The organism is Aromatoleum sp. (assembly GCF_036675785.1).
Taxonomy (GTDB): domain Bacteria; phylum Pseudomonadota; class Gammaproteobacteria; order Burkholderiales; family Rhodocyclaceae; genus Aromatoleum.
On record NZ_JAKFEF010000018.1, the window covers coordinates 1 to 13,736 of the forward strand.

The following is a 13,736-nucleotide window of genomic DNA, read 5'->3' on the forward strand; positions in this document are numbered from 1 at the left end:
ACCGGAGCCGGCCGCCGCCGAGCCTGCGCCCCGCGCGCCCGGCGAGCGCCGCCGCGCGCTGCTCGAACGCAGCTTCCAGTTCGAAGGCACGTTCGGCGACAACCCACTGCTGCTCGAAGCGCTCGAAATCGCCGAGAAAGCCGCGCCGACCGATTTGCCGGTGCTGATCGACGGCGAGAGCGGCACCGGCAAGGAGCTGATGGCGAAAGTGATCCACGCGAACGGCGCGCGCGCCGACCGCCCGTTCGTGTCGGTCAACTGCGGCGCGATTCCCGAAAACCTGCTCGAATCCGAGCTGTTCGGCCACCGCAAGGGCGCTTTCACCGGCGCGGTGAGCGACCGCAAGGGCAAGTTCGAGAGCGCGCATACCGGCACGATCTTCCTCGACGAGATCGGCGAGCTGCCGCTGACCGGGCAGGTGAAGCTCTTGCGCGTGCTCGAATCGCACGACATCCAGCGCGTCGGCTCGGACGAGCGCATCTCGGTCGACACGCGCATCGTCGCCGCGACGAACCGCAACCTGCGCAAATGGAGCGAAGAGGGGCGCTTCCGCGAGGACCTCTTCTACCGTCTCGGCGTGATCCACGTGACGCTGCCGCCGCTGCGCGAACGCCGCGACGAAATCCCGCTGCTGATCGCGTTCTTCTGCGACGAGGCGGCGGAGGCGCTGAAACGGCGGCCGGTGAAGACGACGCCGGCGCTACGCGACTTCCTGCTGAACTACGCCTATCCCGGCAACATCCGCGAGCTGCGCAACCTGATCTACCGCCTGTCGTGCCTCGCCGGCGACGCCGCGGACGTCCATCACCTGCCGCCGGATATTCGTCCGGGCGCGCTGCGCGGGGCGGGCGTCGAGGCGGGCGCGGCAACCTCTTCGGCGGCTGCGGTGGCGCCGGCTTCGCTCACCGATGCGAAGCGGGCGGCGAGCGACGAGGCCGAGCGGCGCTTTCTCGAACGCGGCCTGCAGGAAGTCGGCGGCACGGTGTCGGAGCTCGCCCGCCGCTGCGCGATGAACCGCTCGCACCTGCAGACGCTGCTGAAGAAGCACGGGCTGCGTTCTAAGGACTTCCGGAAGCGCGAGGCAGAGGCGCAGCGCTGATCACAGCGCCGGGTTCAGCACCGTCAAATCCGAGCTGTACGGATCGTCCGCGCGCACTACGACGACCGAAATGTTGTCGCGGCCGCCGCCCTTCAGCGCGAGGTCGATCAGCGTGTCGGCGGCGAGACGGCAGTCGGACGACGCGAGCGCGGCGCCGATCTCGTCGTCGCCGACGTGGTTCGTCAAGCCGTCGGTGCACAGCAGGAAGATGTCGCCGTCGGCGACCGGCACGCCGCCGCTGTCGAGTTCGAGGGTGTCGACGGCGCCGACCGCGCGCGTGATCAGGTTCTGCGCCGCGGCGGCTTGTTCCGCGCTGTACTCGCCGCGCGCCTTCAGCTCCTCGATCTGGCTGTGGTCGCGGGTCAGGAGCTTCAGCCGGCGCCCGCGGTAGAGGTAGAGGCGGCTGTCGCCGGCCCACAGGTACGCACCGTAGTTGTCGCCGGTCATCAGCGCGACGACGGTGCTGCCGATGATCGGCACGTCCCGGCGGATCGCTTCGCCGCGCAGCGTGCGGTTCACGCCCAGCAACTGCGCGCGCGCGTCGGCGACGCGGTCGGTCAGGCTGTCGCACGGTGCGAGGGCGTCGAGCGCGGCGACGACGCTCGCGCTCGCGACATCGCCGGCGTCGTGCCCGCCCATGCCGTCGGCGACGGCCCACAGCCCGCGCGCGGGCCGGTCGAGGCATGCGTCCTCGTTCGTTTCGCGGACCAGCCCGACGTGGCAGCGTGCGGCCGACTGCCAGCGGATGCGGTTCGCCCCGCTCACGGTTGCCGCCGCTCAGGTGCCGTTCGAACCGGCCCCGGTGCTCGCCACGGCCGTCACGGGGCGCTCGCCGAGACTTGCTTGCCGAGGTCGGCGTTTTCGGCGACCGCGACGCTGATCGTCGAACCGGGGGCCGAGTTCGTGACGTCAACGATCTGGAACTGATTGATCATCTGGTCGGCGTAGAAGTTGTTCGTGACCTGGTAGAGGTTGATCGCGGAACCGAAGCTCGGCTTCGCGGACACGTACGGGCGGATCCAGCCGAACACCCACGGCGCGCCGCCGCCGCGGATCGCGGCGAGGGCGTCGCGGTCGAGGTTCCGGCTCAGCGGCAGGTCGTTGATCGCGATCGCGGCCATGATCGGTCTCCTGTGTATGCGTCCCGCGCCGCGCGCGCAGCGGCGGGACGGCGCGGCATCGGTGCGGATGGGCGCTCTCGCCCTACTTGAACAGCACGCTCGGCGAAGGGCGCCGCGACGGACCCGGGCGTGCCGGGGCAGCAGCCGGGCGTGCGGGGCGCGACGGGGTCGCGCCCCGCAGCCGCGCCCCGCCGACGACGGTCCGCATCGCTTCGCGGTCGAGGTCGATGTTTTCCGGCAGATCCTTGATGACGATCGTGGCCATGGCTTGTTCCTCGCAAGTTGCGGTCGGGGTGAGGCCGGTCCGTGCCTCAGTATAGGTCACCGCCGATACCCGTCCCGGCCGCGGTGGTGACGACGGAAGCCGCGAGGCTCCCGTCGCTGCGCCGGCTAGACGGGCAGACCCGCGTTGGCGACTTGCGCCGCTTTCAGGTCCAGATTGAAGCCGAAATCGGCGCCGATGACGCCGATGTTGTTAAGGGCATTGACCTCGATCTGCTGGAACTGCGCGATCGTCTGGTCGATGTCGACATTGACGTTCACGTTTGCGAACGGAGAATTCGCGGGGGAAGCGAGCTTGCCGCCGCGAACGTCCGACATCGCCTTGCTGTCGAGCGTCTCGGTGTGGGCCAGATCGCGAATCGTGATCGACGACATGATGTACTCCTTGAACGGTTGGGGTCGGTGGAGGCGGGGCACCTCCACCTCGTCGTCGGCAATCAGAACGTCACGTTGTTCGTGATGTCTGCGTGCTGCGTCGCGGTGACCGGCACCGACGGCGACGCCATGCCGCCGAGCACGGCGACGTTGGTGTTGACGTTCGTTGCGACTTGCTGGCCTTGGTTGATCTGCTGGACCGCATCGAACGAGAAGTTCTTCACGGAGCTGTCGGAGGAGCCGTACCACGGGTACAGGCCGTAGTGCGCCATCTTCATGCCGCCGCGCACATCGCTCATCGCATCGCGGCTCAGTTCTTCGGTCACGGACAGGTCGGTGATGGTCAGCGTTTTCATTTCGGTTCTCCTGATACGTCTTGGGGTTGGGGATCTGTGTCGAGCACTTCGTGCGCTCGACAGACCTATCGCAGGGACCGTGCCAGCTCGGCTGGAGCGTGGCTGAATGCAGTTTAACCTATTGAAAAACAGTACTTTGCGCAGAATTCTCGAAACTCGGGCGTGATGGTGAGCGCACGCGGCAGCGCGCGGCTGCCGGGTTGCGGCGAACAGATTCCGTTCGAGTGTGTGGGCGAAGGCAACAGGCCTTCGCGGCGTCGAAGCCGCCGAAAGGCTCAGGCCTCGACGCGGAAGCGCCGGACCAGCGACTGCAGTTCGGCGGCCGTATGCGCCATCGCGGTCGCCGCTTGCGCCGAGTGGCTGACCGACGCGTGGCTTTCCTCGGCCATTCGCGCGATCTGCTCGACGTTCTTCGCGATGCCCTGGCTCGCCGTGCGCTGTTCCAGCACGGCGCGGGCGATGTCCTCGACGCCGCGGCTCGCGTCGGCGACCGACGCGTCGGCGGCCGACAGCGTCTGCACGACCTGCTCGACGCAGTCGTGGCTCTGTTCGAGCGCCTGCAGTCCGCGCTGGATCGCCTTCTCGACTTCGGTCGCCCGGCCGCCGAGGCCCAGCGTCACTTCGTCGATCTGGCCGGCCGACTGCGACGAGCGCTCGGCGAGCTTGCGCACTTCGTCGGCGACGACCGCGAAGCCGCGCCCCTGTTCGCCCGCACGCGCCGCCTCGATCGCCGCGTTCAGCGCGAGGAGGTTCGTCTGGTCGGCGATCTCGCGCACCTGCCGCGTCATCGACGTGATCGTCGTCGTGCTGTGGATGAACGCGGCCGCGGAATCGGCGATCGCGCGCACCGCCTGCTCGACGTCCTGCACTTCCTCGACGAGTTTGCCGAGACTGGCGTGGCTTTCGCGGGTGCGTTCGAGTCCGGTCATCGACAGTGCGCGCACGTCCTCGGCGCTCTGCGCGACGGCCGAGATGCTGACGGTCATCTCTTCGACTGTCGCCGCGGCGGTCTCGGCCGCCTCGCTCTGCGCCTGCGAGCTTTCGCTGCCGCGTTGCGAGGCTTCGGTCAGTTGGCCCGAAGTCGCGGCCAGGCGGTCGGAGTCGCGCTTCAGGTCGACGATGATCTGCTGCAGCGATGCCATGAAGGCATTGAACGATTCCGCGCTCGCCGCGATCTCGTCGCCGCCGTCGGTCGGCAGGCGCTTGCGCACGTCCGCGTCGCCGGAAGCGAGCTCGCGGGTGAAGCGGCCGAGATCCTGCAGCCGGCGTGAAATGCTGTTGCCGATGAGAATTGTGACGACCAGCAGCAGCGGCAGCGCGACCGCGAGCGCACCGAGCAGGATCTTCTCCTCCCGCGCCGCGGCTGCCGCGGATTCGGCGCCGTTGCGATCGGCAGCGGCGACGAGCACGTCGCTGATCTGCTCGAGTTGCCCTTCGAGATCCCGGTACTGCCGCTCGAACTGCGGTCGCTTCGCGAGCGCTGTGTCGTTCTGCTCGAACGCGAGTGCGACCATCTCTTCAGCGCCCTTCGCATATGTGTCGACCGCGCCGCGCGCCTGGGCGGCCTTGCTCCGTACGTCGTCGGCGACGGGTGCGTCCGCGAGCCCGCTGATCCTTTCGCGGATCGCCTTCGCGTGCTCGGCCACGTCTTCGCGCGCGCCGCGCTCGGCGCCGGCGTCGCCCTGCAGGCCGGCGAGGAGCGCGCCGTTCACGTCGCCGTTCAGCGCGTCGTGGAACATGTCGGTCTCGACGTTCAGGCGGATCGCCTTTGTGTAAGCGGTCGACAGCGCGTTGCTGTCGGCGAGCTTGCCGATCGAGGAATAACCGATCAGGCCGACCGTGAAGGTCAGCGCCACGGGGATCACGGTGGAACCGATCAGCTTCTGCCGGATCGTCAGTTCGAGTGCCATTTTCTTTCCTTCGGCGTGAATCGTCGACGAGGTTTACGGCGTCGCCGCGTCCGGCTTTAGCAGCCCTTTTGCAGCGCATCCGTCTGCCAAATCGCGGCACACCGATCGCGTCGCCGGCCGTGTTGCCGAGGGCTGCGGGCGTCGCCCTCCCGCCCCGGCTGCCTTGAACCGCCCGCAGGCGCGCGCTAAATTACCGGCCGGCTGCTGCCGTCGGCGCATTCGCCGAACTGCCGGTTGGCCTGCGTCAGGCGCGAGGGCGCGACGCGCCGCGACTGGTCACGACATGCACGTCGATTCATACCTGAGACGCTTTCGATCACGTGCCGAACGGGCGTGCGCGCGGCGTGAGCACCGCGGAGAAGATCAATGAAGAAGGCGGGAGCGCTGCTGCTCGCAAGCGCGTGGTTCGTCGCAGGAACGGCCTGCTCGCCGCCCCCGGCCGAGGAAAAGGCGCCCCGGACGGTGCTCGTGCACACAGTGCCGCAGGCGACGGCGGTGCCGACCTTGAACATCTATACCGGCGACGTGCGCGCGCGCCACGAAACCGACCTTGCGTTCCGGATCGGCGGCAAGATCGTGGAGCGTCGCGTCGATGTCGGTGAACGGGTCCGGCGCGGCGACGTGCTCGCGCGGCTCGATCCGCAGGACGTCCGCCTCGCGGCGAACGCGGCGGCGTCCCGGGTCGCGGCCGCCGAAGCCGACCTCGCACTCGCGCGCGCCGAGCTCGAACGCAGCCGAAGCCTGCGGGCGCGCAACTTCATCAGCGAGTCCGCGCTCGACAGCCAGCGCACGGCGGCCGAAGCGGCCGGAGCACGGCTGCGCCAGGCGCGCGCCGAGGCGGCGAGCGCCGGCAATCAGACGGCGTACGCGTCGCTCGAAGCCGATCACGACGGCGTCGTCGTCGCGACCCCGGTCGAGGCCGGCGAAGTCGTCGCCGCGGGGCAGGCGGTCGTGCGCGTCGCGCGGCTCGACGAACGCGAAGTGTCGATCCACGTCCCCGAAAGCCGCGTCGCCGCCATCACGGTCGGCAGCGGCGCGACCGTGCGGCTGTGGGCGGCGCCGCAGCGCGAATACGCGGGCACGGTGCGGGAGATCGCACCCGCGGCCGACGCGGCGACGCGCTCGTACGCGGTGCGCGTCAGCGTCCCGCACGCCGACGCCGCGCTTTCGCTCGGCGCGACCGCGACCGTCGCCTTCGCGGCGCAGTCGGAAGCGCAGGCGGTGCTGCCGCTGCCGGCGCTGACGCGCATCGACGGGCAGCCGGTCGTCTGGGTCGTCGACGACGCATCGACCGCACAGCCGGTCCGGGTCGAGCCGGGCGAGTTCCGCGAGGGGGGCGTCGCGATCCGCGCGGGCCTTCCCGCCGGCGCGCGCGTCGTCGTCGCCGGCGTGCACCGGCTCGTCGCGGGCGAGACCGTGCGGGCGGTCGACGAGGCTGCGCCCGTTTCGCTGGACGTGGCTCGATGAGCGGCGACGCAGGAAGCCGGGAGGACGCGCCGTCCGCTCACGGCCGCTTCAACATCTCGGAATGGGGCCTGCGGCATCAGTCGCTGGTGCTGTACTTCATCGTCGTGCTGACGCTGATAGGAATGTTTTCGTACCGGCAGCTCGGGCAGTCGGAAGATCCGCCGTTCACGTTCAAGGCGATGGTCGTGCGCGCCGAATGGCCCGGTGCGAGCGCGCAGGAGGTCGCGCGGCAGGTCACCGACGAGATCGAGAAGAAGCTGCAGGAAATTCCGCAGGCGGACATCATCCGCAGCTATTCGAAACCGGGGGAGTCGCAGGTGTTCTTCATCGCCAGGGATTCGACGCACGGGCGCGACATCTCTGGCGTCTGGTACCAGGTCAGGAAGAAGATCGGCGACATCCGCCACCTGCTGCCGCAGGGCGTCGTCGGCCCGTTCTTCAACGACGAGTTCGGCGACACCTACGGCAACATCTTCGCGGTCGTCGGCGAAGGGCTCGACTACGCGGACCTCAAGCGTTACGCGGAGGCGATCCGCAGCGAGCTGCTGCGCGTGCCGGACGTCGCGAAGGTGAGCCTCTTCGGCGAGCAGCCCGAGCGCGTCTACATCGAGCTGTCGAACACGAAGCTCGCGACGTTCGGGCTGTCGCTGCGCGAGTTCGTCGATGCGCTCGCGGGGCAGAACGCGGTGAGCGGCGCGGGGTTTTTCGAAACCGCCGACGAGCGCGTGTGGTTGCGGCCGAGCGGTGCGTTCGACGACCTCGACGCGATCCGCGACACCGTGATCCGCGCTCAGGGCCGCGCGTTCCGCCTCGGCGACGTCGCCGACGTGAAGCGCGGCTTCGCCGATCCGCCGCGCGAGCGCATGCGCTTCAACGGGCAGGACGCGCTCGGCGTCGGCGTGTCGATGCGCGCCGGCGGCGACATCATCGCGCTCGGCCGCCATCTCGACGACGCGGTCGCGCGGATTGCGGCCCAGTTGCCCGTCGGCGTGACCCTCGAGCGCGTCGCCGACCAGCCGCGCGCCGTCGGCCGCTCGGTCAACGAATTCGTCCAGGTGCTCGCCGAGGCGGTCGTCATCGTAATGGCGGTGAGCCTGCTGTCGCTGGGTTTTCGCACCGGCATCGTGGTGCTGATCATCATCCCGGTCGTGCTCGCGATCACCTTCCTGTTCATGAACGTCTTCCAGATCGGCCTGCACAAGATCTCGCTCGGCGCGCTGATCCTCGCGCTCGGCCTGCTCGTCGATGACGCGATCATCGCCGTCGAGATGATGGCGACGAAGATGGAGGAGGACTGGGAGCGGGCGAAGGCGGCGAGCTTCGCGTATTTGTCGACCGCGATGCCGATGCTGTCGGGCACGCTGGTCACCGCCGCGGGCTTCCTGCCGATCGCGACCGCGGCGTCCTCGACCGGCGAATACACGCGCTCGATCTTCCAGGTGACGGTGATCGCGTTGCTGGTGTCGTGGGTCGCCGCGGTGCTGTTCGTGCCCTACCTCGGCTATCACCTGCTGCCGGATTTCCGCGCGCAGCGCGCGCGGCCGTCGGTGCTCGTGCGCGTCGGCGGCCGGCTGTCGCCGCGGCTCGGCCGCTTCTTCGCGGCGCGCGCGGCGTACGGCCACGAAGTGCACGACGAGTACGCGATCTACCACACGCGCTTCTACACGCGGTTCCGCGCGCTCGTGACCTGGTGCGTCGCCCACCGCTGGATCGTGATCCTCGCGACGGTGCTGATGTTCGCGGGGTCCCTCGTCGTGTTCGGCCGCTTCGTGCCGCAGCAGTTCTTCCCGGACTCGACGCGGCCGGAGCTGCTCGTCGACCTGCGGCTCGCGGAGGGCGCGTCGCACCACGCGACCGAGCAGGCGGCGGCGCGGCTCGAAGCCTTCCTAGACGAACAGGATGGCATCGAGAACTACGTCGCGTGGCTCGGCGGCGGCAGCCCGCGCTTCTACCTGCCGCTCGACCAGCAACTCGCGCAGACGAACTTCGCGCAGTTCGTCGTCCTCGCGAAACACACCGAGGCGCGGGAGGCGGTGAGGGCGAAGCTGCTGCGCTATTTCGACGAGGCGCCCGACGGCGTGCTCGGCGTCGTCAACCGGCTCGAAAACGGCCCGCCGGTCGGCTTCCCGGTGCAGTATCGCGTCAGCGGCGTCGATTTCGGCGCGATGCGGCGCGTCGCGCACGAGGTCGCCGCGGCGATGCGCGCCCACCCCGAACTGTCGAACGTGCATCTCGACTGGGAGGAACCGTCGAAGCGGGTGCGCCTGAAAATCGACCAGGACAAGGCGCGGCTCCTCGGCCTCAGCAGCGAGGACATCGCGAGCCTGCTGAACACGTCGCTGCAGGGCCTCGCGGTGACGCAGTTCCGCGAGGGCACCGAGACGATCGACGTCGTGCTGCGCGGCGCCGAGTCCGAGCGAGTGCATCTCGGACTGCTGCCCGAGCTCGCGATTCCGGCGCCGAACGGCCGCAGTGTGTCGCTCGCGCAGATCGCGACGCCCGAATACGGCTTCGAGCAAGGGGTGATCTGGCGGCGCAACCGGCTGCCGACGATCACCGTGCGCGCGAATCTGTATGGCGACGTGCAGCCCGCGGTCGTCGTCAACGAACTCGCCGGCCGCATCGCTGAACTGCGCGCGAAGCTCCCGCTCGGTTACCGCATCGAGGTGGGTGGCTCGGTCGAGGAGAGCGCGAAGGGCGGCGGATCGGTCGCAGCGGGCCTGCCGCTGTTCCTGCTCGTCGTGCTCACCGTGCTGATGCTGCAGCTGCGCAGCTTCTCGCACGTATTCATGGTGCTCCTGACCGCGCCGCTCGGACTGATCGGCGTCACCGCATTCCTGCTGCTGTTCGACAAGCCGTTCGGCTTCGTCGCGATGCTCGGCACCATCGCGCTGTCGGGGATGATCATGCGGAACTCGGTGATCCTCGTCGACCAGATCCGCCAGGATCTCGCAGCGGGGCGCGGCGCGTGGGACGCGGTCGTCGAATCGACGGTGCGCCGCTTCCGGCCGATCACGCTGACCGCGGCGGCGGCGATCCTCGCGATGATCCCGCTGTCCCGCAGCGCGTTCTTCGGCCCGATGGCGGTCGCGATCATGGGCGGGCTCGCCGTCGCGACGCTCCTGACGATGCTGTTCCTGCCCGCGCTCTACGCCGCGTGGCACCGCGTCGCGCCGGAGTCGAAACGGTGACGGCGGACGCTCCCCGCCCACCTCCGGACGACCGCAGGTGCGATAGAATGCCGGAGTTTTTCGTTTGTTCGCGCGCTTTATTAGCGCGTGCTAATATTTGCTCAGGAAGCCCAAAATGAATTTCGAACAAGCCCGCTTCAACATGGTCGAGCAGCAGATCCGCCCCTGGGAGGTGCTGGACCAGGACGTGCTCGACCTCCTGATGGCGGTCCGGCGCGAGGAATTCGTTCCCGCCGCGTACAAGACCCTCGCGTTCGCGGACATCGAGATCCCGATCGGCTGCGGGCAGGTCATGCTCAAGCCGGTCGTCGAAGGGAAGATCCTGCAGGCGCTGCAACTGAAGCGCTCGGATACGGCGCTCGAAATCGGTGCCGGCACGGGCTATTTCGCCGCGCTGCTCGCGAGCTGCACCGACTGGGTGCGGACGATCGACATCGAGCCGGAACTCGTCAAGCTCGCCGCCGACAACCTCAACCGTTACGGCGTGCAGAACGTCATCGTCGAGGAAGGTGATGCGGCGACCGGCTGGAGCGAGCGCGCGCCCTATGACGTCATCGTCGTCTCCGGCGGGCTGCCGATGCTGGCGGGGTCGCTGCTGGCGCAGCTGAAGGTCGGCGGCCGCATGTTCGCATTTGTCGGCGAAGCGCCGGTGATGAAGGCGCGGCTCGTGACCCGCGTCGGCGAGGCCGAATACATGAACGAGGACATCTTCGAAACCGTCGTGCCGATGCTGAAGAACGCGCCGCGCCACGACGAATTCCGCTTCTGAGGGACCGACCCTTCGCCGCCGCGTCGCGAGCCGGACGGGCGACGGCAGTCGGAACGCTTGATCGAGGACAGACATGCGCCAGATGACCGTTGCCGAACTTGCCGAGCGGCTTGCCGCGGGCGGTGACAAACCCGTTCTGCTCGACGTGCGCGAGCCGTGGGAATTCGAGCTCTGCCACATCGAAGGCTCGCAACCGATGCCGATGGGCTCGGTGCCCGCGCGCGCCGCGGAACTCGATGCGCAGGCGGAAACCGTCGTCATCTGCCATCACGGCGGGCGCAGCGCCCAGGTCGCGATGTTCCTCGAACGTCAGGGTTTCAAGAACGTCATCAATCTCGCGGGCGGCGTCGCGGCTTGGGCAACCCAAGTCGACCCGGCGATGCCCCGCTACTGAACCGGAAGGGAAAACGCATGAAGCGCGTCATCGCCACGCTCGTGGCGGGGCTGTTCCCGTTCGCGGCCGGTGCCGCAGATCTACTCGAGGTTTATCGGGACGCGCTGGCGAACGACGCACGCTACGCGTCCGCCCGGGCGCAGTTCGATGCCGGGCAGGAGCGCGTCATCCAGGCGCGGGCCGGGCTCCTGCCGGTCATCGGCGCATCAGCCGAGACGATCTGGAACGAAACCGACAGCAACGTCTTCGGCGAGCGCCGTTACAACACGAACTCTTACGGGGTGCAGCTGACGCAGCCGCTGTTCCGCTGGCAGAACTGGGTCCAGTACAAGCAGGGCGAACTGCAGACGGCGCTCGCCGGCGTGCAGTTCGGCCAGGCGCGCCAGGATCTCATCGTGCGCGTGTCGCAAGCCTACTTCGACGTGCTCACCGCGCAGGACGTGCTGAACGCGCAGACGCAGCTGCGCACCGCCGCCGCCGAGCAGCTCGACCTCGCGAAGACGAGCTTCGAGGTCGGCACCGTGACAATCACCGACGTCCATGAAGCGCAGTCCCGCTTCGACTTGGCCGTCGCTCAGGAAATCGCCGCGCAGAGCGACCTCGACGTGCGGCGCCACACGCTCGCGCAGATCATCGGCAAGCCGACCGAGCCGCTCGCCGGACTGCGCAGCGGCGTCGCGCTCGCGCGACCGCAGCCGGACAGCATCCTCGATTGGGCCGGCGCGGCGGAGCAGGGTGCCTACGGCGTGCAGGTCCAGCAGATCACGCGCGAGATCGCGGAGCGCGAAGTCCAAGTCGCTCGCGCCGGCCACTACCCGACCGTCGATCTCGTCGCGACCTACGGCGAGGAGAACGCCGGCATCTTGAGCAACCAGGTCCTCCGCGGCGGAACGCGCACCGAGGCGCAGACGATTGGCCTGCGGATGAACCTGCCGCTGTTCCAGGGCGGCGCGGTCTCAGCGCGCGAGCGCGAAGCCGCGGCCCTCCGCGTCCGGGCCGACGCCGACCTCGACGACGCGCGCCGCAGCGCCGCGCTCGCCGCGCGCGAAGCCTATCTCGCCGTCACCAGCGGCACCGCGCAAGTGCGCGCACTCGAAGCGGCCGAAGTCTCGTCCCGATCCGCGCTCGACGCGAACCGCCTCGGCTACGAAGTCGGCGTGCGGATCAACATCGACGTGCTGAACGCGCAAAGCCAGCTCGCCGACACCCAACGCCAGCTCGCCCGCGCCCGCTACGACACGCTTCTCGCCCAACTGCGCCTGAAAGCCGCCGCCGGCACGCTCGGCGTAGAAGACGTGCAACTGATCAACGGCCTGCTCGCCGAAAGCCCGACCAGCCTCGCCCCGGCACGGCTGGGGACGGAGCGTTAGTCTCGTAGCCTGTCGTGCCGTTCCGTTCGGCGCCGCAACTCGTGTAGCCCTATGGCAATCTGAAGGCTCAGGAGGCCGACGCGAGGCGGCGCCCTTGTCACGCGGCGTCTGCTACCCCTCGTCCGCCTCGCCTCCGCCGCCGACCATCTCCTCGACGATCGCCATCGTCCGCTCGGTCGCGCCCCGGTGTGCGCCGGCGAACCGCCGCCCCGCGTCGCCCATGTCCTTCCGCCGCCCCGCGTCCGTGAGCAGCGCGGTCGCAGCGCTCATGCCTGCTGCGATATCCCCCGCCCGCAGCGCCGCTCCGGCGGCGATCGCCTGTTCCGCGACGAGCGTGAAATTGAACGTGTGCGGCCCGAGCACGACCGGCGTCCCGACCGCGCACGCCTCGATCAGGTTTTGACCGCCGAACGGCAGCCAGCTGCCGCCGATCAGCGCGACGTCCGCCGCGGCGTAATACGCGAACATCTCGCCCATCGAGTCGCCCAGCCACACGCACGTATCGGGCTCCACGGCGCGGTCGTCCGAGCGCCGCTGGCATTTCAACCCCCGCGCCTCGATGAGCCCCGCGACCTCGTCGAAGCGTTGCGGGTGCCGCGGCACCAATGCGAGTAGCGCGTCGGTCGGAGCGGCGGCGCCGAACGCGTCGAGAATCACGGCCTCCTCGCCCTCGCGCGTACTCGCCGCGAGCATCACCGGCCGCCCGCCGAAGCGCGCGCGAAACCGCTCGCCGAGCCGCAACTGCCGATCGGGCGGCGCGATGTCGAACTTGATGTTGCCGGTGACGACGACGCGGCGACCACCGAGTTGGGCAAGCCTGCCCGCGTCCGCATCCGTCTGCGCGCCGACCGCGCTCAACGCGCCGAGCGTGAGCCGGGTGAGCGTCGGCCACCGCGCATAGCGCGCCGCCGAACGCTGCGACAGGCGCGCGTTCGCGAGCAGGACCGGCACGTCGCGACGACGGCACGCCGCCAGCAGATTCGGCCACAGCTCCGTTTCCAGGATCAGCCCGGCGGCCGGCCGGAAATGCCGCAGGAATCTCGTCGCAAGGAACCCGAGGTCGTACGGCAGATAGACGCGCTGCACGCGCGGCTCGTCGCTGAACAAGGCCTCCGAGGTCGCGCGGCCCGTTGGGGTCATGTGGGTCAGTACGACGTTACGCTCCGGCCAGCGCGCGAGCAGCGCGCGCACCAGCGGCTCGGCGGCCCGCGTCTCGCCGACCGATACCGCGTGGACCCAGAAGGCCGGCCCCACCGTGCGGACCCGGTAATGCCCGAAGCGCTCGGCCACATGCTGCAAATACTCCGGCTGTCGCCGCGCGCGCCACACGAGGCGCAACAGCACGAACGGCAGCGCAAGAATCCACAGCAAGGTGTAGGGAAGGCGGGCGATCATCGGTGGT

General features: G+C 69.2%; 13 protein-coding genes. 6 read left to right on the forward strand and 7 right to left on the reverse strand.

The genetic code is table 11. From position 1 onward, the window contains the following. The coding region (locus V6M37_RS04445; protein WP_332671315.1) for a sigma-54 interaction domain-containing protein at window positions 1-1,099 on the forward strand (1,099 nt) is incomplete at its 5' end. On the opposite strand, the gene V6M37_RS04450 is transcribed toward V6M37_RS04445, so the two are convergent. The 6 genes from V6M37_RS04450 to V6M37_RS04475 all read right to left on the reverse strand — a co-directional run bounded on the left by V6M37_RS04450 (window position 1,100) and on the right by V6M37_RS04475 (window position 5,143). Then, a complete protein-coding gene (locus V6M37_RS04450; RefSeq protein WP_332671316.1) occupies window positions 1,100-1,864 on the reverse strand; it encodes a PP2C family protein-serine/threonine phosphatase in 765 nt (254 codons plus the stop codon). Between the two features lie 53 nt (window positions 1,865-1,917). After that, on the reverse strand, window positions 1,918-2,220 hold the full coding sequence (locus V6M37_RS04455) for a hypothetical protein (RefSeq protein WP_332671317.1): 303 nt from the start codon (window positions 2,218-2,220) through the stop codon (window positions 1,918-1,920). A gap of 82 nt (window positions 2,221-2,302) precedes the next feature. Then, window positions 2,303-2,485: a hypothetical protein gene (locus V6M37_RS04460; RefSeq protein WP_332671318.1), complete on the reverse strand. Its 183-nt coding sequence runs from the start codon at window positions 2,483-2,485 to the stop codon at window positions 2,303-2,305. Between the two features lie 125 nt (window positions 2,486-2,610). After that, entirely contained in the window at window positions 2,611-2,877 is a 267-nt protein-coding gene (locus tag V6M37_RS04465) for a hypothetical protein (protein ID WP_332671319.1), read from the reverse strand. A gap of 62 nt (window positions 2,878-2,939) precedes the next feature. After that, complete coding sequence (locus tag V6M37_RS04470) at window positions 2,940-3,233, reverse strand: hypothetical protein (RefSeq protein WP_332671320.1); 294 nt, start codon at window positions 3,231-3,233, stop codon at window positions 2,940-2,942. Window positions 3,234-3,508: 275 nt separating this feature from the next. Further along, window positions 3,509-5,143: a methyl-accepting chemotaxis protein gene (locus V6M37_RS04475; protein ID WP_332671321.1), complete on the reverse strand. Its 1,635-nt coding sequence runs from the start codon at window positions 5,141-5,143 to the stop codon at window positions 3,509-3,511. A 366-nt stretch (window positions 5,144-5,509) separates the two neighbouring features. Here V6M37_RS04475 and V6M37_RS04480 point away from each other — a divergent pair, with 366 nt between their 5' ends. From V6M37_RS04480 to V6M37_RS04500, 5 genes are all read left to right on the forward strand, one after another. Next, a complete protein-coding gene (locus V6M37_RS04480; protein ID WP_332671322.1) occupies window positions 5,510-6,610 on the forward strand; it encodes an efflux RND transporter periplasmic adaptor subunit in 1,101 nt (366 codons plus the stop codon). Beyond that, window positions 6,607-9,801, forward strand: coding sequence for an efflux RND transporter permease subunit (locus V6M37_RS04485; protein ID WP_332671323.1), 3,195 nt, complete (start codon window positions 6,607-6,609; stop codon window positions 9,799-9,801). Before V6M37_RS04480 ends, V6M37_RS04485 begins: the two co-directional genes overlap by 4 nt. Before the next feature lie 115 nt (window positions 9,802-9,916). Beyond that, complete coding sequence (locus V6M37_RS04490) at window positions 9,917-10,570, forward strand: protein-L-isoaspartate O-methyltransferase family protein (protein ID WP_332671324.1); 654 nt, start codon at window positions 9,917-9,919, stop codon at window positions 10,568-10,570. 73 nt (window positions 10,571-10,643) lie between these two features. Beyond that, window positions 10,644-10,964 carry a rhodanese-like domain-containing protein gene (locus tag V6M37_RS04495; protein WP_332671325.1) on the forward strand — a complete coding sequence of 107 codons (321 nt, stop codon included), beginning with the start codon at window positions 10,644-10,646 and terminating at the stop codon, window positions 10,962-10,964. Window positions 10,965-10,981: 17 nt separating this feature from the next. Beyond that, window positions 10,982-12,334, forward strand: coding sequence for a TolC family outer membrane protein (locus tag V6M37_RS04500; RefSeq protein ID WP_332671326.1), 1,353 nt, complete (start codon window positions 10,982-10,984; stop codon window positions 12,332-12,334). Window positions 12,335-12,445: 111 nt separating this feature from the next. On the opposite strand, the gene waaA is transcribed toward V6M37_RS04500, so the two are convergent. Then, window positions 12,446-13,729: a lipid IV(A) 3-deoxy-D-manno-octulosonic acid transferase gene (gene waaA, locus V6M37_RS04505; RefSeq protein ID WP_332671327.1), complete on the reverse strand. Its 1,284-nt coding sequence runs from the start codon at window positions 13,727-13,729 to the stop codon at window positions 12,446-12,448. Between the last annotated feature and the right edge of the window lie 7 nt (window positions 13,730-13,736).